The organism is Streptococcus sp. Marseille-P7376 (assembly GCF_902460385.1).
In the GTDB taxonomy this organism is placed as follows: Bacteria; Bacillota; Bacilli; order Lactobacillales; family Streptococcaceae; genus Streptococcus; species Streptococcus sinensis.
The window spans coordinates 1-23287 of sequence record NZ_CABPTS010000013.1 but is presented as its reverse complement, the minus strand read 5'-3'; the positions used below and the strand labels follow the sequence as shown (position 1 = coordinate 23287).

Here is a 23287-nt window from a genome sequence, read left to right as displayed (position 1 = left end):
CTTCCTTTATTTCATCAATCATAGTATACCCTTTTCATTCCGCCTTTGCAAGCGCTTTCAAAAATGTTTATTTATACGCTTTACAGATAAAAAATAGAGAAAACATACACAAAAAAATAAAAGCTTTCAAAGCGTTTGCTCATTTATATGTACGCGAATCAAGTAAAAGCAAAATTTATAAAATATTATAATCTCTAAGAATTAAAAATCCTTACTCTATCAAAAGTCGCAGTTATAAAAAATACCGCTTTTTTAAAGCGGTATTTGAGTTCATTTCTTAAAAAATTGGTCGTTGAAAGCTCAGAAAAATCAGAATAGCTGCTAATCCAAGGTAGGCTGCCAGTGCTAAAAACCGTTGAGACTTGCTAAAAGCATAGCGCTCTCCTGACACTGGTAAAATTACAGCCCCTAAAGCTCCGCCGACTAGACCACCCAAGTGACCTGGAAGGCTAATTCCCGGTAAAAAACTCATGATTAAATTGACAGCTAGCAGAGTCATATAGGATTGACCCAACTGCTGCAGATAGTAGTTTCGCGTAGCATAACGAAGCACGACAATCGAAGCAAAAAGTCCAAAAAGTGAGGTAGAAGCCCCAGCTGCGAGACTACTGGGTGAAAAATAGACAACAAATAAATTCCCCATCACCCCCGACATCAGGTAAAGTATCAAGAATTTCCAAGAACCAAAGATGGCTTCTATTTGTCGGCCAAGGAAGTAGAGCGTCAGCATATTGACCACAAAATGCTCCAAGCCAATATGGATAAAAATGGCAGCAAAAACCCGCCAAAACTGCTCCGGCAGCGCTTGGATCGTGTAACCGTGCACGGCTCCAAAGTGATACAAGGCTTCTGAATTGCTGTATTGAAAACCGTAAGAAAGAATCATCAAGACAAAGACAAGACTTGTTGCGATAAGCAAAGTGCTTGTCACTGGATAATTTCTATCATAGATTTGTTTCATACATGATTAACTCCTTTACTGCGACATCATGTTGGGCTGGCGTAAAATCCGCTTGCTGGATTTGATAAATGGTGCTGACACTCGTCCCCTCATAATCATCCAAATAGCGGTCGTAGTAGCCACCGCCGTAACCGATCCGAAAACCTTGAGAATTGAAAGCAACGCCCGGCACATGAATCAGATCAATCTCCGTCTTGTCCACAGTCTCTTCACTCATCGGCTCCATAAGACCAAAAGAGCTCTTTTGCAGGCGGCTTTCATCATAGTCCACAAATATCATCCGACCCTGGCCATAGGTTTTGGGCACTAAAACCCGCTTGCCGTCCAACCGAGCCTGCTTGATAAAGGCGGCAGTTGAGACTTCATGCGGCATAGAAAGATAGGTAGCGATAACCTGAGCGTTTTGATAAGCTGCTGAACTGAGAAAGCGCTGGGTCAGCCAGCTATCTGCCTGCTCTTTTTCTTTTCCTGAAAGTTTCTTCATCTGGTTCAGTACAGTTTGTCTCAGCTCTTTTTTCATGCAGCTCGTCCACCCTTTCCTTATCTTTCGTTGATTTTATAATCTAGGAATTTCCCAATCTTTTCAATAGCAAAGGGCAGTGCTGCCTCATTCGGTGTCATCTTGGGATGATGGAGGGCATAGGGACTGTCCACTCCCAGCCAGAACATGACACCCTTTACCTTACTGAGCAGATAGCCGAAATCCTCACCTGTCATAGCCGGCGCAATATCAATCAACTGCACTCCTTCTTCCTTCTGGAAAAAGTCCATCAATTCGTCTGCCAAATCAGGATGGTTTTCCACAGGCAGATAGCCGCCTTGTTTAAGCTCCAAGTCCAATTCCAAACCGAAACTTTGAGCTAGGCCCTCTGCTATTTCCCGTAAACGCTTCTGGGTCAAGAGGTTCATCTCCTGAGTCAGAGTCCGAATGGTGCCATGCAAAAAGGCCGTTTCTGCGATGACATTATTGGTCGTGCCAGCATGGAGCAAACCAAAGGTTACAACCGCTCCCTCGATAGGATCGACATTGCGGCTGACAATGGTCTGCACCTGGGTGATAAAGTAGCTAGCCGCTACCAAGGCATCATTGGCTTCATGAGGAAAGGCCGCATGGCCTCCCTTCCCCTTAAAGGTCAGCTTAACTTCACAGGTACCAGCAAAAAGCGTTCCTCTGTTAGTGGCAATATCGCCGACCTTGAGGTCCGGTCGCACATGGAGACCGTAAAATTCATCTGGCAGCCAGTCGCCAAAGGCACCGTCTTCATACATGAGCATACCGCCAGCTTCATTTTCCTCTGCAGGCTGAAAGAGAAAGAGCAGATTGTGGGTAGGCTGAGTGCTCACAGCTTGCTCCAGCAGGCCTAGGGCAACCGTCATGTGCATATCGTGTCCGCAGGCATGCATCCGGCCTTCATGGGTACTGGCAAAGTCCAGTCCTGTATCCTCCACAATCGGAAGACCATCAATATCTGTTCGCCAGCCAATCGTCTTATCCGGTGAACTTCCCTTGATAAAGACCAAAATACCCGTCCGCCAAGTTCGGATTTCCACAAAGTCTAGACCTGCTGTCAGTCCATTAATAACCCGCATCAAATAGGCATGGGTCTTGTATTCTTCCAGACCGATTTCCGGTATCTGGTGCAAATCACGGCGAATTTTCAGATAATCAAGCATCGTTTCTTTCCTTTAAAATCTTGTCAGAGCAAACTAAGAGCTAGACCGCCCCTGATGACATTCAAGGGCGGCAATATTCTGTTAACTAAAATCAGAGCGTACGCAAGGCATCTTCCAGAGCTGTCTTCTGCTGAGTCTTCTCGTCAATGGTCTTGATAACTCGTGCTGGAACGCCAGCAACCACTACGTTTTCCGGGACATCCTGGGTCACAATCGCGCCAGCCGCAACAACCGATCCGCTGCCAATTTGTACACCTTCAATCACAACCGCATTGGCACCAATCAGTACATTGTCTCCAACCCGAACTGGCTCAGCACTAGCCGGCTCAATGACTCCCGCCAGAACAGCACCAGCACCGACATGACTGTTTTTGCCAACAATAGCCCGGCCGCCCAGAATAGCACCCATATCAATCATGGTTCCGGCACCAATCTCCGCACCGATATTGATGACTGCCCCCATCATGATAACAGCATTATCACCAATTTCGACTTGGTCACGGATAATGGCACCCGGCTCAATACGGGCATTGATGTCGCGCTTGTCCAGAAGCGGCACAGCCGAGTTACGAGCATCTTGCTCAACGACATAGGTCTTATTTTCCTCTAAGTTCACTAGGAGTGGCTTAATTTCTTCCCAGTCTCCAAAAAGAACATTGCCTAATTTCACAACAGACCAAGGAATAAAACCGTGCAATGCCCCGTTAAAGGTTACTTTGACAGGAGTCTTTTTCTTGGCATCAGAGATAAATTTGATGATTTCTTGAGCGTTCATTTTCGTAGCAGACATGGTGGCACCTCTTTGTTCTTTCTATCTTTGTTGGGAGAGGAAAGTTCCCTCTCCTATCTCTTTTATTTCTCTATTATAACACAATTCAGTCGTTTCGTTTTGACTTTCTTAGGAAGGACTTATTATCTCCTGTTCAGAGACTTGTATATTTTTCAAATGCAGGTTCCCATCCTTACCCTCTGAAAATTCTAAATAGTAGTAAGTACTATCTAATACTTTGTAGACCATGGTCACAGAGTAATAACCCTTAATGCCTATTTTTTTGTGTAACTTTTTGGAGGCCTCAAATATTATAGGATTCCTTGATCACTCATTCCTTTTTCTGGGTCTGATTTCAATTCCTTAAGAAAGGAAAGTTCCTCATCTGACAACTCTTCTTTTTTATCTGTATAGTAAGTAACGCTAGCAAGATGTAGACCTGAACCAAAATCCCAAAATTGAAAAAACGCAAATCCCCCTCCCGCTAGAGTGTAAGTAAGTGACAATAATTTATCTTTCTGCCCCATTGTCATATCTTCGCTGCTTTTAGCTAACCCATACCGTTTGACAAAGTCAGACACTGTAATATTTTTATCTTCATCCTCTTCAATAGTGTAGTTTATAAAATCCATTTGTTCCCAATCCAAAGATTTAGCATCTGGAGAAGTATATTTTGATTCTGTGCTTATGAACTCATTCTTTCGGTGAGAATTTGTCCAATTCCCAATTAGGACGAGTAGTCCTATCACAACACCTAGCAGGGCGACAGCACTCACTACCCTGAAAAAAGGGGATTTTTGTGATACCTTTAGTTTCCTAGACTTCGTTTTATGAATTGGTTTGGATAAAGCCTTTGTCTGTTCGAGGTCAGCTCCTCCCCTTTCCCGCTGATTCTTGACCGACGAAGTGTTTCTGGCTTTAAACTTGGATTTATGCTCCCGCCTCAATGTTTCTAAATTTCTATCTTTCACCTTTTCACCTATCAACTAAAAACTTGATTGCTCATTACCTTTCTACAAACGGCTGATTTTCCTGCTAGATAAGCGCTACTAAGCACCCGCTTCTCCTGCTTCGCTTGCCAAACCTGAGCTGTCTTTCAGTCGATAGCTCTGAGTGTCATCTTTTTCAAAAGAAAAACTAACCTCCTGGCCATCCTCCAAACGATAAGAAATCGATAAAGTGGTATAGCTCAAGATTCCCCCATTCCAATCGAGGCGCTCTGGAAGTCCCAACTGACTGACAATCTCCTGATAGGTCTTCCCATTCTCTATACCAGAAAGATCTTGACGAGTGAGCTGAGCATTTCGGTTAGGCAGTTGCGCACTACTGAGATGCGTACATTTTAGGGACTGTAACTTAGGAGTTTCAGAAGAACCAAAATGGCTCTTAAAAGAGAGGCTAACTTTCGCTTCCGTCCCTGCTTGTGAATAGTCTAAAGCTATCGTCTTGATTGGGTCATCTTGATCCAATTCTTTTCCAGACTCAGCTTTCCCTAACTTTGCAACCACCTTGTCAACCTTTGTCAGATTTGGAACCGATGAAGTGAAGCCTGAGAACAAAGAAGTAATATCATCATAGGTAATATGAAACTGATACTCTTCTTTTTTAGCAATCCATTCTGGACGATTATCAGATTTTAAATCTTGATCCTTACCATATGAGTCTAACATACGAGAAATATCTGCAGCTTTTTCTTTATCTTTTACCTTTTCCATCTCTAGCCACGTTATTCCAGCGTTAGCCAAAAAAGTCATAATCCCCAAACTAGAAAGTACCATCATCCATATCCTAGAAAAGATTCCTGTTTTTTTCTTCTTAAACTCTACTTTATCTATCTCTCTAGCAAGCTCATTAGTGCTTATTCGCGGAGAAAGCTTTGTCTGCTTTGCTTCCGTTATAAGGCCTGACACCGGCTGGCTAGCTTGATTTCCACGAAGGACTTGGTTTTGTTTTTTAGCTTTCAGTGATTCTAAACTAGAAATGAGACGCTTCAGCTCCCTCTGCTTTAATTCCAACAAATTCTGTGATAGAAGCGACAGAGGCTCCTTCACCTGCTGAACTCCTGCTAACTGCTCAGAAAACACCAGCTGGTCTTGAGGACTTGTTTTAGCCCCATAGTCGTTTTTGTCCTCTATCGAAGAGACAGCAGACGGCTCATTGCTTGAGCTATCTATTGGAAATACCACTTTTGATGGAGACGAACCTGAAGGACGAGCTTGATTTTCTTCTGCCCCTCTCTGCGCTTCTTGCAATCCCGCAGACGGTTTAATGTCTTGGTCTTCCTTGGTTTTCCATTTGGATAGAAAAGATGAATGGCTATCTGCTGGCTTTTTCGTTTGAGCATTCTTGAATTTTGATTGATGTTTCTGCCTCAAAGCTTCCAGATTTCTTTTTCCCATAACTCCTCCTCATCTATTGACTCTTCTATCATTGAAAAGACGACTCTATTAACAGTTCACAATTCCTACCCGCTGAATGCTGCTATTCTCTTTTCTATAACATTCATACTGGGGGCAACATCCCGCGACTGCATACACCGTTAAGCAGTCATTAGCTACACAAACTATCAGGGTGGCTACCTTTTATAAAACAACTGTTTGAAGACAGTAGCCTAGCGTGAAACTTGTCATGCTAATATAACTTTATTCCAGTATATCATATTTTGAACTGGCTTAGCTTGAAAGCACACAAGCAAAAAGGCACGAACTCTCGTCCGTGCCCAACAAAGCAATTCCAAACTATATACCAACGATATTATTTAATTCTTTCGTTCAAAATGTTCCCACTGTTGGCATCAATGGTCATTTTGATCTTTTGCGTACCGTTCAGAGCTTCCAGCTTATAGACTACCTGACCGCCCCAAATATCCAGTTCTTCGTCATAAACATGGGCTTGAGGGTATTTTTGCTGCAAAATCTTCTCAGCATCTTCAAAGGTCAATTGCACATTGGTCTGAGTCAGTTGCATGTCCTCATTGTCATCAATTGGCTCTTCCTTGGCTTTGAGAATGCTTCCTGTTCGAGCATCAATCTTGTACTCTTTTTCTGTAAAGCCGTCCAATACTGTTACATCATAGTATACAGCACCAGCTTTATTTCCGTCTAAATCAATAGAAACGACTTTCCCTGAACCAGCTGTCTGCAAGGCAATCGCCTTAGCGTCTGAAAGAGTTAGGCTTGCCGCCTGAATCCGAGTAGCTTGCTTAGCTGAATCGGCTGAAACAACAGTTGCCGCTCCACCTGCTAAAATTCCTACTACCAAACCGACTAATAAAATTCCTTTTAGTTTTTTCATGGTTGGTCCTTCCTTCTACAACTTGACCCTAGAAAATCAAAATCAGGCTAAGAAAACACCGTTTCAGTTAATGCATCCTAGACCATTCTTTTCATTTCAAAGGGGAGAGCTATCAAATGTTAGTCATTTGATACTTATATTGTACAAGGACTAAATGAACCTAAAATGAATTTTGAGGAAATTTAAAAAATAATTCTAAAAGTCTTTTATTTCTTCTCTAGCTGAAAAGTCAGGATAAAGCGACTTCCCTGGCCAAGCTCTGACACCAGCTCTATCTGGATCTGGTGCAAATCGGCGATTTTTCGAACCAAGGCTAGTCCCAGGCCGCTTCCTTCTCGGCTGTTTTTATTTCTGGCTTGATCGACTTGGTAAAAACGATTCCAGATTTTATCAGCTTCAGATGGAGGGATGCCAAGACCATTATCCGCCACTGTCAGCTGACAGACACCGTCTAGCTTCTGCAAGGACAGCTCAATATGGTCTTTGGTAAATTTCAAGGCGTTGCTAATCAGATTGTCCAAGAGCCGATGCAACAGAAGCTCATCACCAACAATCCAGCAATCTTCATCTATAGCAGCTTCTAACACAAGCCCGCGCTCCTGACTTAGCTTCTGAAAATCTGTCAGCTTATCTGCCAGCAAGTCAGACAGAGACAGGGATTTTTTGACAAGAGCCGGCTGATTCTCAAGCATGGACAAATCCAAGATATGGCTAATCATCTCCTTCATGCGCTTGGTCTGACGGTTGATGATTTCAAAAGATTCCTTGGATTCATCCAGACTTTCCGCATAATGAAGGCCATACTCACTCTCCGATAAAACAACCGCCACCGGTGTCCGCAATTCATGGGAGACGTCATGGTTAAACTGCTTTTCCCGCTGGAAGGAAGTCTCCAGCGAGTCCAACATGAGATTAAAAGCCTGACCTAGACGGTGCAGCTCATCATCCTTATCTTTCAGAGTCAGCCGCTTGGAAAAGTCTCCGCTCTTGCGAATTTCCACTGCCGTCTGCGATAGCTGATCCACCGGCCTCAGGGCTTTCTTGAGAATTCCATAGCCACCAACAATGATCAAAACTAAGAGAAATGGAGAAATGAAGGCCAGAGCTGTCAGATAATCAATCCATTCATGATTGGTATGACTACTCATAGTTACCGCCCGCAGCCACTGACCGCCATTTTTCATCTCGATATCAAAGTAAAGATATGTCTTTTGAGCAACTGTCACAGTCGTCACGACCGATTGGTTGAAGGGAAGGGTCTCATCAAAGCCTGATGGCAGACTTTTTCTAACAAGGTTTCCCGAACTATCATAGATAGAATAAAAAATTCCATCATCCATAACCTCATACTCACTAGGCTGCTGGCTGATTTCCGTGGCTGACTCAATCAGTTCCCGCTTGGCCGCCGCATCTGCCAGATTGCTGGACAGCAGAAAAGCCAGCCCCAGCAGAACTAGAATAAAGACAAAGAGAAAACTGCTGTACCAAAGAGTAATGCGTAGAACTATACTGCCTTTTTTCTCCTTATTCCGAGCTCCAGATAACATAGCCTACTCCCCTCTTGGTGTGAATAATGGACTGCTTCTTATCCTGATCGATTTTGCGGCGAATATTTTTAATCAGAACATCAATGATATTGGATTCTCCTTCATAGTCAAAATCCCAGACATGGTCCCGAATCTGCTCCCGCGACAGAATATGATCTAGATTGCGTGCCAGGTATTCCAACACTTCGTATTCCTTGGCTGTCAGATCTAAGACTTGATCATCTTTCAGGACTGCCTTCTTAGTCAAATCCAGGACTACATGACCCAGATCAATTTTCTGACTAATTAGTTCACGCTGCTTTCGCCGCAAAAGAGCCCGCAGCCGAGCCAAGAGTTCCTCAAACTCAAAAGGCTTGACCAGATAATCATCTGCTCCCAAGTCCAAGCCCTTTATCTTATCTTCCAAGCTGTCACGGGCCGTTAGGATCAAGACGATGACCTGCCGTCCAGCCTGACGGATCTTCTCCAGAAAGGCAAAGCCGTCCATATGAGGCATCATAATATCTAAAATGATCAAATCATAGTCCATCATTTCCAAAAATTCTAAGGCTTCCTCCCCATCAAAAGCACTGTCCACACTAAAGTGCTCTTTCTTGAGAAGCTTGGTCAAACTACGGTTCAGATCCACTTCATCTTCCACCAACAATAACTTCATCAGGACTCCTTTCCAATCTTGGCCTTCTGTTTTTCCAGTTGCGTCCAAAGAGTAATAATCACGACTTTTAAAAAATACTAAGCCGATTGGGTTTCTAGTAGCTAGATGAAAATCTATCACAATGCTACTACATCTCCTCTGATTGTAACATAGATCCAGAAAAAGGAAAACTGCTGCCATCCTCGATTAGTCAAACGAAAAACAGCTGCCTGTAAGCAGCTGTCGTTCTACTATTTAAAACTTAAAGCGGAGATCTCTCACTCATTTCTACTTGCTCAGCCGCAAAAAATTGAGCTGCTGCAACAGCTTTTTTCCAGCCCTGATAGAGCTTTTCTTTCCGCGCCAGCTCCATCCGCGGAGCAAAACTCTGGCCGACAGCATTTAACTGTTTCAACTCTTCTAAGTCTTTCCAGTAGCCAACTGCCAGACCCGCTAAGAAAGCTGCTCCTAGAGCTGTCGTTTCCAGATTTTGAGCACGGGCAATTTCAATTCCTAAAATATCCGCCTGAAACTGCATGAGATACTGGTTCATGGCAGCACCACCATCTACTTTTAGGAGCTGAATAGGTGTTTGAGTGTCCTTTTCCATCGTCTCAATGATGTCTCTGACCTGATAGGCAATCGACTGGAGGGTCGCCTTAACAAAGTCTTCTTTAGAAGTTCCCCGAGTCAAGCCAAAGACAGCCCCTCGAGCATTCTGATCCCAGTAGGGAGCCCCAAGGCCAGTAAAGGCCGGCACCACATAGACCTCATCCTCATTCTGCGACTGCTGAGCACACTGCTCAGACTCTGCTGAAGTAGCAATCAGCCTCAAGCCATCTCTCAGCCACTGAACCGCACTGCCCGCAATGAAAATTGACCCCTCTAAAGCATAAGTGATTTTCCCATCAATACCATAACCGATGGTCGTCAGGAGATTGTTCTGAGACAGACGCATATCACTGCCAGTGTTGAGAATGATAAAAGATCCAGTCCCATAGGTGTTTTTGACCATACCTGGCTCAAAAGCCAGTTGCCCAAACAAGGCTGCTTGCTGATCTCCAGCCATGCCCGAAATGGGCACTGTTCCGCCATAGAAGTGATAAGGTTTGGTGTAGCCATAAATTTCTGAATTAGAGCGAACCTCCGGCAGCATCGCCAAAGGTATCTGGAGAAGCTCTAAAATTTCCTTGTCCCAAGCCAGATCCTTAATATTATAGAGCATGGTTCTAGCTGCATTTGAATAATCTGTGACATGGGCAGCACCATCTGTCAACTTCCAGACCAGCCAGGAATCAATGGTCCCAAAGAGCAACTCACCTCGCTCTGCCCGCTCTTGAGCCCCCTCCACATGATCCAGTATCCAACGAACCTTGGTAGCTGAAAAGTAGGCGTCGATGACTAGGCCCGTCTTAGCATGAAAAAATTCCGTATAACCCTGCTGCTTGAGCTCTTCTGCCAGCGGAGCTGTCTGCCGTGACTGCCAAACGATAGCATTGTAAATGGGCAGACCCGTCTCCTTATCCCAAACCACGGTCGTCTCCCGCTGGTTTGTAATCCCAATAGCCTCAATCTGACTTGGCTTAATCCCGCTTTCAATAAAGGTATTCGCGATGACCGATTGAACCGAGTTCCAAATTTCATTGGCATTATGTTCCACCCAGCCTGGTTGAGGAAAAATCTGCCGAAATTCCTTTTGACTGGCACAGACCTGCTCGCCCCGATGATTGAAAATAATAGCTCTGGAACTAGTCGTTCCCTGATCAATAGCCATAATGTATTTTTCTTGCAGCATAAAAAGCCTCCATTCTGTCTTTGCTTCCATTATACAAAATAAAGCGCTTTCTTGCTATTCTTTTAGAAGGTTTTTGTGAAGAAATCACAAAAAACCTCCCCGAAGGAAGGTTCCATGCTGCATTATAGGCGTGCATTCAATTCTGCACCAAGCTCTTCAAAACCTGGTTTGCCCAGCAAGGCAAACATATTTTTCTTGTAGGCTTCAACACCTGGTTGGTCAAATGGGTTGATGGAATTCAAGTAACCTGAAAGGGCGATGGCCAATTCGAAGAAGTAAATTGTGTAGCCAAGAGTAAAGGCATCTTGCTCAGGAAGGGTTATATACATGTTTGGTACATCCCCGTCTGTGTGGGCAAGGAGAACACCGTCCGTTGCTTTTTTGTTTACAAAGTCAACGTCTTTACCTTGCAGGTAACCGAGTCCGTCAAGGTCTTCTTCCAAGGTAGGGATAATCACGTTCTTACGTGGTTTGTCAACACGGACAACTGTTTCAAACATGATGCGAGTTCCTTCTTGGATAAATTGACCAAGTGAGTGCAAGTCAGTTGAGAAGTTTGCTGAAGTTGGGTAGATCCCTTTTTGGTCCTTCCCTTCTGATTCACCAGCCAATTGTTTCCACCATTCTGAGAAGTATTGAAGTGATGGCTCATAATTTACCAAAATTTCAGTTGCATAACCTTTACGGTAAAGGATGTTACGAACGGCTGCGTATTGGTAAGCTTCATTTTCAGCAATCTTGTCTGAAGTGTAATCTTTGCGTGCAGCCTTTGCACCTTCCATAAGGGCTTTGATATCTGCTCCAGAAGCTGCGATTGGAAGCAATCCAACAGCGGTCAAGACTGAGAAGCGTCCGCCGATGTCATCTGGCACAACAAAAGTTTCCCAACCGTTGGCATCTGCTTCAACTTTCACAGCACCTTTGACGCGGTCAGTTGTTGCATAGATCCGTTTGTTGGCTTCTTCTTGGCCGTATTTCTTAACCAAAAGCTCTTTAAAGACACGGAAGGCAATCGCTGGTTCAGTTGTTGTACCTGATTTAGAAATCACATTTACTGAGAAGTCTTTGTCCGCGACATACTCTACCAAGTCAGCAAGGTAAGTAGAGGAGATTGAATTCCCAGCATAAAGGATTTGTGGGGCCTTGCGTTCTTCTTTTGTTTGCAAGTTAGCAAAGTGGTTGTTGAGGAAGTCAATAGCCGCCTTGGCACCCAGATAAGATCCACCGATACCGATCACGACCAAAACATCGCTCTCACCTTTAATCTTTTCTGCTGCCGCCAAAATACGGGCAAATTCTTCCTTATCATAGTTTTCTGGCAAATCCAGCCAACCCAAAAAGTCGCTACCTGCTCCAGTTCCCTTACGAATCAACTCATCTGCTACAGTGACTTGAGACTGTAAGTAGTCTACCTCGTGTGGTGCAACAAACTTGTTCAACACCTTTGAGTAATCAAATTTAATATGTGTCATGGTGGTCCTCCTTTATTCTTCACCTCTATCATATCGCTTTCATACTTTTTTATCAAGCAATTCCTGTAATAAAACGCTTTCATTTTGTAATTTATTAATTTTTCAACAAATTTGCTAAACCTTTACCAGAAGCGAACGCAATCGTTTGCGCAATCTGCTATTTTTACCAGAAAATTCCTGCCCCCAATTTCAAGAGCAGGTTGAGATTTTCAGCGTCCTTTAGGCTTGATTGATTCAACATTGGAACCTAGTTCTCGCTTCGCTCAAACTACGTCAATGTCTCTAAACTCATCTTCCTCCTTCGGAGTTGATTCGTTAAGAGGCATAGAAAAAGAGCACACAGTTCAAATCGCTTAGGGCTGCTGGATTCCTCCCCTGACCCGCTTCACGCAGAACTGTTGCTCCACTAATTAGTATAACACAAACTTTCTTTTTTGGCTAATTTTCTCTACTTTTTCCTGCGATTTCTGAAAAAGTTCTGCATAATCGCCGCACATTCTTCTTCTAAAAGGCCGCTTTCAACCTCTACGCGATGATTCAACCGCTCATCCGTAAGAATATCGTAAAGACTACCCCCAGCTCCAAATTTCTGATTTTTCGCCCCATAGATCACCTTGGGAATGCGAGCCAGACCGATAGCTCCGCTACACATGACGCAGGGCTCAATCGTGACAAAAAGCGTCGTATCTAGTAGGCGCCAGCTATTTTCCTGCTGATTAGCCTCCTCGATCGCCATGATTTCCGCATGCATGACCGCTCGTTGCAGCTCCTCACGCGCATTATGCCCGCGGCCGATGATTTGACCATCCTTGACCAAGACACAACCAATCGGTATTTCATCATTGGCTAGGGCAATCTCTGCCTCCTTCAGAGCTTCCCTCATAAACATCTCTTTTTCCTCTATCGTGTAGTCCATCTCTTCCTTCTTCCTTTTAGTTTCTTTGTTCATTATACCACAGGCAGCTTAGGACTCACAAAAAAAGCCGCCGATTGGGCGACTCTTATGGGAGATTATTATGAAAAAGTTTAGGAGGTTTAAACAAAGTTAGGAGGTCTTTGTTCATGCTTCTAGTATAGCTGGTCTATCTTAAATAAAGCTTAAGCTTTCTGAATATTGATGATTTTGGAAATATCGCCACTTAGAATCTCAAAAATATCAGACAAAGTGCTGGCTTACTACTCTTTGTCGCAGAAGCAACTATTGTGATCTCTCTCATTCTTTACGTAACTCAAGGATTTGGTCATAGCGCTCTTCTTCATCAATATGATGGGCTATTTCCAGCACAGTGATCGGTAAAGAAAAGATCAGGTCTCTAACCAGACGACTATTTTTTTCATCCAAAGCTGATGTCACTTCGTCCGCTAATAAAATATCCTTCTCACGTAAGAGAAAACGCGCTAACTCTAATCTGACACGTTGACCTCCTGAAATGTTTTCACCATTATTATGAATCTCTACATTCAAAATATCCTGAAATTCATCTATTAAGCCAACTCGGTCCAATACCTCCAATAATTCATGATCCTGAAAAGGCTGACCAAAAGTTAGATTATAGCGGATAGTATCGTTAAAGAGGAAGGGATGCTGACTAATTAAACCGATATTCCCTTGAAAATGACTTGTTATTTGATTTCCATCATACTGAACGAAAATGTCTCCCTCATCACATGCTTCTTCTCCTAAAATCAAGCGAAAAAGAGTCGTCTTTCCAGATCCACTCGGCCCTTTGATTAAGACCTTCTGACCTACTGAAATCGTTGCCGTCAAATCAGAAAAAAGTTGACGTCCAGCAAAGCTTTTTGAAATATGATTTAAGCGCAAAGATTCAAGATTTTCGACAAATTGATCCTTTGTCTCTTCAAAATCAGGTTCTTCTTCGATAATTTTAAACAGACGGTTCGCAGTCGGCAGGGCACCTTGGAGATTGGCTGCACTGTACATCAGAGTTTGGATCGGTTCGACCAACATCCCCGCAGCCACATACATAGAGATGAGGCTTGTGATGGAAATAGATTTCCCCTGTAAGCTCAAATAAAATCCTAAAGCAAGAGGAACAACCTGACTAAAAAAGACCATAAAACCATTAAAGAAAAAAATAGTATTATGTGTGAAACAAAATCTTTGGATGGCTTTTTGATATTCTCCGTTTACATCATTCACTCGCTCTTCATTCAGCTTCATGGCCTGATTAATCCGTAAGGTTTGACTGCCTTGCATACTATCTGAGACAAGCCCATGTAATTTTGTTCTAAGTTTGGACCAGCTGTCTCCTGAATCTTATAAACGACGATTCATGATGAACTGAGGAATGGGTCTCATAATCGTAAAAATGACAAAAATAAGTCCTAAGAGAAAATTTTGTGAAACAATATAAATGGCTGTAACAAGGGCAACAAATCCCCAACTCACCATAACATTTATATTTTCTAAATAATTATCGCCCACATATTCCATATCTTGAGTTAGCAGACTAACTTTTTCATCATTGGAAAATTTAGGATTCAATATGACCTTTTTAAATAAAAGGGCACGGATACTTTTGTTAATTTCCCTTCGAAATATATTATGCGAATGGTTTGAAAATAGCATCAGACTATAGATAACAAGATAGACGGACAAACCAAATAAAGCAAAATTGAGAATCTTTTCATAAGAAAGGCCGTCTTGATCCAACTTCAAGGCCTTCGTTAAAATCAGAGGTTGCGCCAACACCAAACCACTATTCACAATACGCCCTAGAAAAATAGGAAAAAGGTACTTCTTATCTATGTACTTGTAAATATTTCTCATAATTATCACCTATCAAAATAGAAAAGTGCAGATTCTAATAGATATCGTGACAAATTCACATCATCGCTTTTTTATATATGCAATTTATTTATACTCATTATACATTTTTTGAAATAGTAAATCAAGAATATCTAAAAGATTAGCCGATAAAAGCTGCAATATCGCTAACTTTTTGGGCAATATAGGTGGCGCCAGCTTCTTCCAATTCTTCTCTGCTACCAAAGCCATAAAGGACACCGATAGAATCAAGCTTTTGCGCTTGAGCGCCAAGCACATCGTGCTCTCTGTCTCCAATCATGATGGTATGTGCCAAATCTGTAATCTGATTTTGCTCTAAGGCATACTGGATAACATCGCTTTTTTTACTACGTTTTCTGTCCATGGTCGCACCAGCTACAAAGTCAAAATAGTCATACAAACCAAAGTGTTTGAGAATTTGAATGGAAAATTCTTCAGGTTTCGACGTAGCGACAATCAACTGTTTACCAGCCTGCTTCAGGGAAGCCAGCAAGTCTGGAACGCCTAGATAGACCTCATTTTCATAAAGGCCTTTTTCGGAAAAGTACTCATGATAGTAGTCAATGGCCTTTAAGCATTCTTCCTTAGAAAATCCATAAAAGCGCTCAAAAGAATCCTGCAAGGGCGGACCGATAAAAACTCTCAATGCTTTCTTGTCTGGCACTTGGATCCCATATTTTCCTAAGGCATAGGCCACCGAGTTGGTAATACCTAGTTCTGAGTTGGTCAAGGTACCGTCTAGGTCAAATAAAATCGTTTGATACATTTTTTCCTCTTTCTGTTTTCAAAAAGAGAGTGGGACAGAAATCGGTAATTCGTTAGAATTCGATTTCGTCGTCCCACCTCCGCACAGTTGAGTAGGGCTGTAAAAGCTGATGAAATCAGCGTAGTAGAGCCCACTCAACCACTGCGTCTTGCTCGTCAATCCAAAGACAATTGAGAGGCTAGGACTTTTGTCCCCGCCTCTGTCTTCATTTGCTTATAAACTAGACCAAACACTTTCCAATATATTGGTCTGCTCACGGCCAGGGCCTACTGAGAAGGTCGAAATGCGAACGCCAACCAGCTCGCTGACGCGGCGGACATAATTGCGGGCATTTTCTGGCAGGTCTTCTAGGCTGCGGACACCAGTGATGTCTTCTGACCAGCCTGGCAATTCTTCATAGATTGGCTTGCAGCGCTTGAGCTGTTCCAGACTTGCTGGGTAATGGTCGATTCGCTCCCCATCCAAGTCATAGGCCACACAGATTTTGACTGTATCCAGACCACTCAAAACGTCAATGGAATTGAGGGAAAGGTTAGTAATTCCTGATACGCGGCGGCTGTGACGCATAACAACGGAGTCAAACCAGCCCACACGACGCGGACGGCCAGTCGTTGTGCCGTATTCATGACCCACTTCGCGAATGCGATCGCCCACTTCATCAAAAAGCTCCGTTGGGAACGGTCCATCACCGACACGGCTCGTATAGGCCTTGCAGACACCAACCACCTTGTCAATCTTGCTCGGACCAACACCTGAACCAATCGTCACCCCGCCGGCAACTGGATTAGACGAAGTTACAAACGGATAGGTACCTTGGTCAATATCCAGCATGACGCCTTGAGCCCCTTCAAAGAGGACACGCTTGCCTTGATCCAGAGCGTCATTGAGGATGACAGATGTGTCAGTCACATACTGCTTGATTTGCTGACCGTATTCATAGTATTCTTCAAAAATATCGTCGATGTTCATGGCTTGGCTATCGTACAATTTCTCAAAGAGGCGATTTTTCTCAGCTAGATTACGCTCCAAGCGCTCTCTGAAAATGTCTTTATCCAAGAGGTCTGCAATACGGATACCAACACGCGCAGCCTTGTCCATATAGGCAGGGCCGATTCCCTTGATCGTCGTACCGATTTTATTGTCACCTTTAGCTTCCTCTTGCAGGCGGTCCAGCTCGATGTGATAGGGCAGGATGACATGAGCGCGGTCTGAAATCCGCAGATTGTCTGTGGTAATGCCTTCCTCATGCAAATAAGTAAGCTCTTTGACCAGAGATTTAGGATTGACCACCATCCCGTTTCCGATTACTGAAATTTTTTCTGGGAAGAAAATTCCTGACGGAATTAAATGCAATTTATATTTTTTCCCGTCGATTACAATTGTATGGCCAGCATTGTCACCGCCCTGATAGCGAGCAATCACTTCAGCATTGGCCGAAAGAAAATCGGTGATTTTCCCTTTCCCTTCATCTCCCCATTGGGTTCCTACAACAACAACTGATGTCATAATTTCGTCTGAGCCGCGAGAGCTCTTCCTTTCTTAATCTACAAGGCAGGAGTTTCACCTGCAAACGTATCTTACACTTCATTATAAGAAAATTTTGAGTTTTTTTCAAGATTGAACAGTTTGTAAATTTGGATTTTCCCCCAATAAATAAAGCAGATAAAAAGAAAAGTTCGGAAATTTCCTAGAAACGTAGCGAATAGTTGTTTTCTGACTTTTTTTGTAATAGACTGAATGTACCATATCAAGAACGGAAGAGAATGATGACAATTGAACGGTTATTAGAAAAGCTAGACCCAGCCAGCCCTATCTTACAAGCAACTTTTGGCCTGGAAAGAGAATCGCTGCGCGTGACAGAAACAGGAAAAATGGCTCAGACTCCCCATCCTAACTGTTTGGGCTCTCGCAATTTTCATCCCTATATCCAGACGGATTTTAGCGAGCAGCAGCTAGAGTTGATTACCCCCATTGCCACTTCGACTCGGGAAGTCCGCCGGCTTCTGGGAGCTATTACCGATGTGGCCGGGCGCTCCATTTCCAGAGAAGAACTCATGTGGCCCTTGTCCATGCCGCCGCAAATTCGAGAAGACGAGATTGAGATCGCTCACCTTGAAAATACATACGAGCTCCGTTACCGCCAAGGTCTAGCAGAAAAATACGGCAAACGGCTCCAGACCATTTCCGGCATTCACTACAATATCGAGCTAGGGAAAGATCTGATTGCTGCGCTATTTAAAGTTAGTGGCTTCAAATCACTCAAAGATTTCAAAAATGCTCTCTACCTCAAATTGGCTCGCAATTTCCTGCGTTTCCGCTGGCTGCTAACCTATCTTTATGGAGCAACTCCTCTGGCAGAAGCTGGATTTTACGATAATCCGCCCGATGCTCTTGTCCGTTCACTCCGCAATAGCCATTACGGCTACGTCAATGACGAGCATATCCATGTGTCATTTCGCTCGCTGGAAAGCTATATCTCAGACATCGAGGCCTATGTCGAGTCTGGCGACCTAAGTGCAGAAAAGGAATTTTACTCGCCCGTACGCTTTCGCGGGCAAAAACGAAATCGAGATTATCTAGAACAAGGCATTACTTACTTGGAACTGCGCTGTTTCGACCTCAATCCATTTGATGCCTTGTGCATCAGTCAGGAAACTTTGGATACAGTCCATCTCTTTCTCTTGGCCCTGTTGTGGCTGGATGATGTGACGGATAGTGATGAGCAGCTACAAGCCGCTTTTGCTCTCAACGATGCTATCGCTTTAGCTCACCCCTTGACTCCTCTACCTGCAGAAGCCGACAGTTCTCTCCTTCTCCAAGCTATGGAACATGTGATTCAGCATTTCAATTTGCCTGACTCCTATCACCAATTACTGGCACAAGTCAAAGCTGCACTGGCTGATCCCAAACTGACTCTGGCAGGCCAATTATTGCCTCATATTGAGAAGAATTCCCTATCAACATTTGGACTTGCAAAAGCGCGAGAATATCGGGATTATATCTGGACTGCTCCTTATGCCCTCAAAGGCTATGAAAATATGGAATTATCCACTCAGATGCTTATGTTTGACGCTCTCCAGAAAGGCCTCCATCTCGAAATCCTAGATGAAAATGACCAATTTCTCAAACTTTGGCATGGTCAGCATGTGGAGTATGTCAAGAACGGCAACATGACTTCCAAGGATAACTATGTCATCCCTCTGGCCATGGCCAATAAAACGGTCACCAAAAAGATTTTGACGGCAGCTAACTTTCCTGTCCCTGCTGGGGCGGAGTTTTCTTCCCTTGAGGAAGGCTTGACCTATTACCCTTTGATTAAAGACCGACAAATTGTTGTCAAGCCCAAGTCAACCAATTTCGGACTGGGCATCTCTATCTTCCAAGAACCGGCTAGTCTGGAAGCTTATGGCAAGGCTTTGGAGATTGCTTTTTCAGAAGACGCCGCCGTCTTGGTGGAGGAATTTATCGCTGGAACGGAGTACCGTTTCTTTGTCTTAGACGGTCAGTGCCAAGCAGTCCTCTTGCGAGTGGCGGCCAATGTCGTCGGAGACGGTCAGCATACCGTGAGAGAATTGGTTGCCATCAAAAATGACAATCCCTTGCGAGGACGAGACCATCGTTCACCGCTTGAAATCATTGAACTGGGAGACATTGAACTGCTCATGCTGGACCAGCAAGGCTATGGACCAGATGATATTCTACCTGCTGGAGTCAAGGTTGACTTGCGGCGCAATTCCAACATTTCTACTGGCGGAGACTCGATCGATGTCACAGACAGCATGCACCCATCTTACAAGGAACTTGCTGCTGACATGGCAAAAGCTATGGGAGCTTGGGCCTGTGGCGTTGACCTGATCATCCCTGACAGCTCTGCTATTTCCACAAAGGAAAATCCCAACTGCACCTGCATCGAGCTCAACTTCAACCCCTCTATGTATATGCACACCTATTGTGCTGAGGGGCCGGGACAAAGCATCACCCCGAAAATACTAGCCAAACTTTTCCCAGAAATGGACTGATAAAACAAGAATCGCAGGGGATTCCTTGCGATTTTTGCTTGTCTACTTGCAATAAACAATGAACCTTTCGCTCGACAAACAAGGCTTGCTTTCGTGATAGGAAGCAAATCTCTTTCTTGCTTACGCAAACATTCTCAGCAAATCTAAAAGCGCATCCGAATATATAAAATCATTGCACTCTTTATCCTTCAAAAATCAGCTTTTATGTTAAAATAGAGATAACATATTGAGTAGAAAGAGAAAGGTTCATGTCGAGGAGAAATGATGATTCTAACCAGCAACCGGAATGGTTTAGCTGGTTTTGGATACTTATATTTGTATTTGGTTCTGGAATAGTGGCCAGTTATCTGCTCCCCATTGCTATTCTGGGAGCTGTTGGATATGGGATTTATCGTTACCATAACCAGAGAAAAGATCGTATTGAAGCTAAACAAAACAGCATCGGTCGTATTGAATATCTGAAATCAGAGATTGGGCAGGCCGACCGCCGCATTAAAAAATTGGAAAGCTACCAAAAAGATGGCGACCAAGAAAGCTATCAAGATTTAGCTCTACAAATTCTTCCCCAGCTCACCTATATCAAAAATACTGCTAACGACTTACGGGGAGAAATTCCTGCCTCTGTCTACCAGCGAATCCAGACCAAAATTCGTACTGTCACCGATGAAATAGACGAACAGCTACAAAAGATTGAACGAGAGAAAAAACGAAAAGAAGCGCAGCCCAAGAAAACTAGTCTAGAAGAGCTAGCACCAGAATTAGCCGCTACGGTTCGCAATATTCAGATTGACCATGAGGCCATTCTGCAAAAAATCTCTCAATCCGAAAGCAATAATAAGGAGGAGCTGACTGCCATTCATCAGTCACAGATGGAGCACTACGAAGATATTTTAGAAGGCTACCTCAAAATCAAAGCTTCTCCCAAAGATTTTTACAATGCTGAGGAGCGGCTAGCCAAGGCCAAAGCAGCCATCGAGCAGTTTGACTTGGACCTAGACGAAGCGCTGCGCCAGCTAAATGAAGCTGATTTGAGGGATTTTGACATTAGCCTGCGTATCTTAGACAAAGAAAAGCAAACAGACCCCGGCTTTTAAGCTAGATAAACCAAAGGAGAAACTATGAGCCTAGAATTTAATTTTGACATTGATAAAATTGCTAACAATGCTATCAGCAAAAGTGATAAAACAACAGAAATCATCGAAGCCAATACGACCCAAGAAAATGGCCAGCTAACTTTTCTGGAAAAACTGACTCCTGAGCAACAGAGTGCGATCACAGCTAAAGCCCCTCAACTGGTGGATAATTTCGTATCGGACCAAAATGCCTTGCTAGACTTTGGCCAATCTGCTGTCGAAGAAGTCAACAGCACCGTCAATCGTATCTTAGCCGAGCAGAAAAAATTACAAATTCCTCAGGTAGATGAGCTTTTAAAAAATACCAATAAAGAACTCAATGGCTTTGTCGCAAAATACAAGGATGCTCAAGTAGCAGAACTAGACAAAAAGCCTAATTTCCTGGAAAAACTCTTCAAACAGAGCAAAAACACTCTTCAAGAATTCTATTTTGACTCACAAAATATTGAGCAGAAAATGGACGGCATGGCTGCAACCGTCGTCAAACAAGAAGATGTTCTGGCTCGCAATATTGTTTCTGCTGAAATGCTGATTGAGGACAATACCAAATCGATTGAAAACCTAGTCGGAGTTATTTCCTTTATCGAAGCTGCTGAGCAAGAATCTGGCAATCGAGCGCTCAAGCTGCAGGCTGAAGTTGCTCAGTTAGATATGACAACCGTTGACTACCAAGTAAAATCACAAGAATTAGCCCGAATGACAGAGGTGGTCAATACTCTAGAGCAGCAACACACTGAATATGTCAGCCGTCTCTATGTGGCTTGGGCAACCACTCCTCAGATGCGTAATCTGGTCAAGGTTTCCTCTGATATGCGCCAAAAGCTTGGAATGCTCCGTCGAAATACTATTCCAACTATGAAACTGTCTATCGCCCAGTTAGGCATTCTCCAGCAATCCATGAAGTCTGGTCAGGTAGCTGACGCCATCTCGAATGCCAATAACGCTGCCCTGCAAATGCTCGCCGAAACGAGCAAGGAAGTCATTCCTCAGCTGGAACAGATTTCCCAAAGTCCTACTATCGCTGTTGAGTCTGTCACCAAGCTAGCAGAAAGCCTCGTTGCTCAAAATCAAGGCATTATCGAAGCCATTGATAAAGGACGGGAAAAACGCGCTCTGCTAGAAGCTACTGTTATCCAGTCTGCAGAGACCATCAACAACTCTGTTAAACTGCGTGATCAAAAGATTATCCAAACCCTGCTGGATCAAGGCAAGGAAGCCCAGAAAGAATTAACTACAGAATAAGTAAAAGAGCCTGGATGGCTCTTTTAATGTTTTACTTTTTAAATGATCAATACAGTCCTGTCTTCCGATTATCCCTTTAAAACAAGCAGCTTTCCAACAGTTCTTTATTGCGCAGCTGGGCTAACCAGTTGTCAGGAATCCCTTCCAAACCATAGATGATACCAGCCAATCCGCCAGCAACTGCTGCTACTGTATCAGTGTCATCGCCCAAATTAACAGCTTTCAGGACAGTTTCCAGATAAGAAGTGCTAGTCAGTAAGCACCAAAGTGCTGCTTCCAAGGTATCTACCACATAGCCACTAGAGCGAATGTCATCTTCGGTCAGCTCTGCTAAAGTTTGCAAACGAGCATAGGTCGTGCTAGTCTCTAAGTCTGATAGTATTTCCGATAGTTGCTGACCTTTTAAGAGCCTACGAGCAATATCCACATAAAGCTGACAGGCCTCTATGGAAGTCGCATGGGCATGTGTAATACTGGAAACAGCTTCAATATCAGACGGACCAGCTGCCGTAAAGACTAGGGGCAGAATCCGCATCAAAGAACCATTTCCATTGGAACATTCATCAGATAGACCGTGTCCTCTTGTCAAAGCTTCGCGAGTCGCATTTCCTACATCAAAGGTCAAGCCATCTGGCATGTAAGCTCCCTCGAAGAGCCAATGTTTAAACCGCTGCTGCATATCGACAGGGTCAATCTTACCTTTTTCCCTGATAGAATCACAGGTCGCCAAAACAAGACTGGTATCATCCGACCATGTCCCAGCTGGCTGTTGATGACTGCCGTATCCAGTCATACCGGTCGCTTCAAAGCTCCCTCTTTCTTGAAATTCATAGGGTACTCCCAAAGCATCCGCCACTGCTAGGCCATAAACAGCTATCTTTAAATCCTGATTCATCAACTCGCTCCTTTCTATTTTAACTTGATTATAGCACGATTAAAGAAAAAATCTAAAACAAAAACAAGCACAGTGTACGTTTGTCAATGATGTGAGACCAAACTAAAGTTATCTAAAAACTTGATATGGTATTCTCTACAAGGAGCTAGTTCCTTGTAGAGTTTTTCTTATTTCGATAGGTGACATCCAGTTTAAAGTTTGCATGGGCAATCGATTGGATTTGTAGAGATAGCGCCCCATCTGTTTGATGAGATCGTCATAGGAATAGAACTGGAGA

At 43.6% G+C, this 23287-nt stretch carries 18 protein-coding genes, 1 other RNA gene and 2 pseudogenes; 3 read left to right on the top strand and 18 right to left on the bottom strand.

All coding sequences use genetic code 11. The features are described from left to right. Window positions 1-277: 277 nt before the first annotated feature. From FZ952_RS07430 to FZ952_RS07350, 16 genes and pseudogenes are all read right to left on the bottom strand, one after another. A complete protein-coding gene (locus tag FZ952_RS07430; protein WP_148881186.1) occupies window positions 278-961 on the bottom strand; it encodes a rhomboid family intramembrane serine protease in 684 nt (227 codons plus the stop codon). Next, window positions 945-1481: a 5-formyltetrahydrofolate cyclo-ligase gene (locus FZ952_RS07425; protein ID WP_148881185.1), complete on the bottom strand. Its 537-nt coding sequence runs from the start codon at window positions 1479-1481 to the stop codon at window positions 945-947. The genes FZ952_RS07430 and FZ952_RS07425 overlap by 17 nt, the downstream gene beginning before the upstream one ends. Before the next feature lie 20 nt (window positions 1482-1501). After that, window positions 1502-2635, bottom strand: coding sequence for an N-acetyldiaminopimelate deacetylase (locus tag FZ952_RS07420; RefSeq protein WP_148881184.1), 1134 nt, complete (start codon window positions 2633-2635; stop codon window positions 1502-1504). Between the two features lie 91 nt (window positions 2636-2726). Continuing rightward, entirely contained in the window at window positions 2727-3425 is a 699-nt protein-coding gene (dapD, locus tag FZ952_RS07415) for a 2,3,4,5-tetrahydropyridine-2,6-dicarboxylate N-acetyltransferase (RefSeq protein ID WP_148881183.1), read from the bottom strand. A 290-nt stretch (window positions 3426-3715) separates the two neighbouring features. Beyond that, entirely contained in the window at window positions 3716-4375 is a 660-nt protein-coding gene (locus FZ952_RS07410) for a hypothetical protein (RefSeq protein ID WP_262366346.1), read from the bottom strand. 78 nt (window positions 4376-4453) lie between these two features. After that, window positions 4454-5803, bottom strand: coding sequence for a hypothetical protein (locus FZ952_RS07405; RefSeq protein WP_148881182.1), 1350 nt, complete (start codon window positions 5801-5803; stop codon window positions 4454-4456). A 355-nt stretch (window positions 5804-6158) separates the two neighbouring features. After that, window positions 6159-6698 (bottom strand): PepSY domain-containing protein, encoded by a 540-nt coding sequence (locus tag FZ952_RS07400; RefSeq protein ID WP_148881181.1) that lies wholly within the window; start codon window positions 6696-6698, stop codon window positions 6159-6161. Window positions 6699-6904: 206 nt separating this feature from the next. Beyond that, a complete protein-coding gene (locus FZ952_RS07395) occupies window positions 6905-8245 on the bottom strand; it encodes a sensor histidine kinase (protein ID WP_148881180.1) in 1341 nt (446 codons plus the stop codon). Continuing rightward, entirely contained in the window at window positions 8223-8900 is a 678-nt protein-coding gene (locus FZ952_RS07390) for a response regulator transcription factor (RefSeq protein WP_148881211.1), read from the bottom strand. Before FZ952_RS07390 ends, FZ952_RS07395 begins: the two co-directional genes overlap by 23 nt. A gap of 241 nt (window positions 8901-9141) precedes the next feature. After that, window positions 9142-10674: a glycerol kinase GlpK gene (gene glpK, locus FZ952_RS07385; RefSeq protein WP_148881179.1), complete on the bottom strand. Its 1533-nt coding sequence runs from the start codon at window positions 10672-10674 to the stop codon at window positions 9142-9144. Between the two features lie 122 nt (window positions 10675-10796). Continuing rightward, on the bottom strand, window positions 10797-12146 hold the full coding sequence (locus FZ952_RS07380; protein WP_148881178.1) for a glucose-6-phosphate isomerase: 1350 nt from the start codon (window positions 12144-12146) through the stop codon (window positions 10797-10799). Between the two features lie 324 nt (window positions 12147-12470). After that, an RNA gene (ffs, locus tag FZ952_RS07375) (signal recognition particle sRNA small type) lies at window positions 12471-12556 on the bottom strand. A 38-nt stretch (window positions 12557-12594) separates the two neighbouring features. After that, a complete protein-coding gene (gene tadA / locus FZ952_RS07370) occupies window positions 12595-13062 on the bottom strand; it encodes a tRNA adenosine(34) deaminase TadA (RefSeq protein WP_187423890.1) in 468 nt (155 codons plus the stop codon). Between the two features lie 297 nt (window positions 13063-13359). Then, window positions 13360-14937, bottom strand: a pseudogene (locus tag FZ952_RS07365) (ATP-binding cassette domain-containing protein). Between the two features lie 139 nt (window positions 14938-15076). Then, window positions 15077-15721 carry an HAD family hydrolase gene (locus FZ952_RS07360; protein ID WP_148881176.1) on the bottom strand — a complete coding sequence of 215 codons (645 nt, stop codon included), beginning with the start codon at window positions 15719-15721 and terminating at the stop codon, window positions 15077-15079. A 213-nt stretch (window positions 15722-15934) separates the two neighbouring features. Next, window positions 15935-17227: an adenylosuccinate synthase gene (locus FZ952_RS07350; RefSeq protein ID WP_148881175.1), complete on the bottom strand. Its 1293-nt coding sequence runs from the start codon at window positions 17225-17227 to the stop codon at window positions 15935-15937. A 260-nt stretch (window positions 17228-17487) separates the two neighbouring features. Between FZ952_RS07350 and gshAB the strand changes: the two genes are divergently transcribed. The 3 genes from gshAB (at window position 17488) to FZ952_RS07335 (ending at window position 22115) form a co-directional block, all read left to right on the top strand. Further along, complete coding sequence (gene gshAB / locus FZ952_RS07345; RefSeq protein WP_187423892.1) at window positions 17488-19740, top strand: bifunctional glutamate--cysteine ligase GshA/glutathione synthetase GshB; 2253 nt, start codon at window positions 17488-17490, stop codon at window positions 19738-19740. Window positions 19741-19988: 248 nt separating this feature from the next. Then, the gene (locus tag FZ952_RS07340; RefSeq protein ID WP_148881173.1) at window positions 19989-20834 is read left to right on the top strand and encodes a hypothetical protein; all 846 of its coding nucleotides are present in this window, start codon (window positions 19989-19991) and stop codon (window positions 20832-20834) included. A gap of 24 nt (window positions 20835-20858) precedes the next feature. Then, window positions 20859-22115, top strand: coding sequence for a toxic anion resistance protein (locus FZ952_RS07335; protein WP_148881172.1), 1257 nt, complete (start codon window positions 20859-20861; stop codon window positions 22113-22115). Between the two features lie 76 nt (window positions 22116-22191). Here FZ952_RS07335 and FZ952_RS07330 read toward each other — a convergent pair whose 3' ends face one another. Continuing rightward, window positions 22192-23010 (bottom strand): ADP-ribosylglycohydrolase family protein, encoded by an 819-nt coding sequence (locus FZ952_RS07330; protein WP_148881171.1) that lies wholly within the window; start codon window positions 23008-23010, stop codon window positions 22192-22194. A 135-nt stretch (window positions 23011-23145) separates the two neighbouring features. Beyond that, window positions 23146-23287: pseudogene (locus FZ952_RS07325) on the bottom strand (IS481 family transposase); the annotation flags it as partial.

Excerpts from the sequence above, each read along its gene's own strand:
- FZ952_RS07360 (WP_148881176.1), bottom strand. The coding sequence starts at position 15,721 with ATGTATCAAACGATTTTATTTGACCTAGACGGTACCTTGACCAACTCA.
- FZ952_RS07380 (WP_148881178.1), bottom strand. The coding sequence starts at position 12,146 with ATGACACATATTAAATTTGATTACTCAAAGGTGTTGAACAAGTTTGTT.
- FZ952_RS07430 (WP_148881186.1), bottom strand. The coding sequence starts at position 961 with ATGAAACAAATCTATGATAGAAATTATCCAGTGACAAGCACTTTGCTT.
- FZ952_RS07340 (WP_148881173.1), top strand. The coding sequence starts at position 19,989 with ATGTCGAGGAGAAATGATGATTCTAACCAGCAACCGGAATGGTTTAGC.
- FZ952_RS07390 (WP_148881211.1), bottom strand. The coding sequence starts at position 8,900 with ATGAAGTTATTGTTGGTGGAAGATGAAGTGGATCTGAACCGTAGTTTG.
- FZ952_RS07420 (WP_148881184.1), bottom strand. The coding sequence starts at position 2,635 with ATGCTTGATTATCTGAAAATTCGCCGTGATTTGCACCAGATACCGGAA.
- FZ952_RS07330 (WP_148881171.1), bottom strand. The coding sequence starts at position 23,010 with ATGAATCAGGATTTAAAGATAGCTGTTTATGGCCTAGCAGTGGCGGAT.
- glpK (WP_148881179.1), bottom strand. The coding sequence starts at position 10,674 with ATGCTGCAAGAAAAATACATTATGGCTATTGATCAGGGAACGACTAGT.
- gshAB (WP_187423892.1), top strand. The coding sequence starts at position 17,488 with ATGACAATTGAACGGTTATTAGAAAAGCTAGACCCAGCCAGCCCTATC.
- FZ952_RS07405 (WP_148881182.1), bottom strand. The coding sequence starts at position 5,803 with ATGGGAAAAAGAAATCTGGAAGCTTTGAGGCAGAAACATCAATCAAAA.
- FZ952_RS07400 (WP_148881181.1), bottom strand. The coding sequence starts at position 6,698 with ATGAAAAAACTAAAAGGAATTTTATTAGTCGGTTTGGTAGTAGGAATT.
- FZ952_RS07425 (WP_148881185.1), bottom strand. The coding sequence starts at position 1,481 with ATGAAAAAAGAGCTGAGACAAACTGTACTGAACCAGATGAAGAAACTT.
- FZ952_RS07395 (WP_148881180.1), bottom strand. The coding sequence starts at position 8,245 with ATGTTATCTGGAGCTCGGAATAAGGAGAAAAAAGGCAGTATAGTTCTA.
- FZ952_RS07335 (WP_148881172.1), top strand. The coding sequence starts at position 20,859 with ATGAGCCTAGAATTTAATTTTGACATTGATAAAATTGCTAACAATGCT.
- FZ952_RS07350 (WP_148881175.1), bottom strand. The coding sequence starts at position 17,227 with ATGACATCAGTTGTTGTTGTAGGAACCCAATGGGGAGATGAAGGGAAA.
- dapD (WP_148881183.1), bottom strand. The coding sequence starts at position 3,425 with ATGTCTGCTACGAAAATGAACGCTCAAGAAATCATCAAATTTATCTCT.
- tadA (WP_187423890.1), bottom strand. The coding sequence starts at position 13,062 with ATGGACTACACGATAGAGGAAAAAGAGATGTTTATGAGGGAAGCTCTG.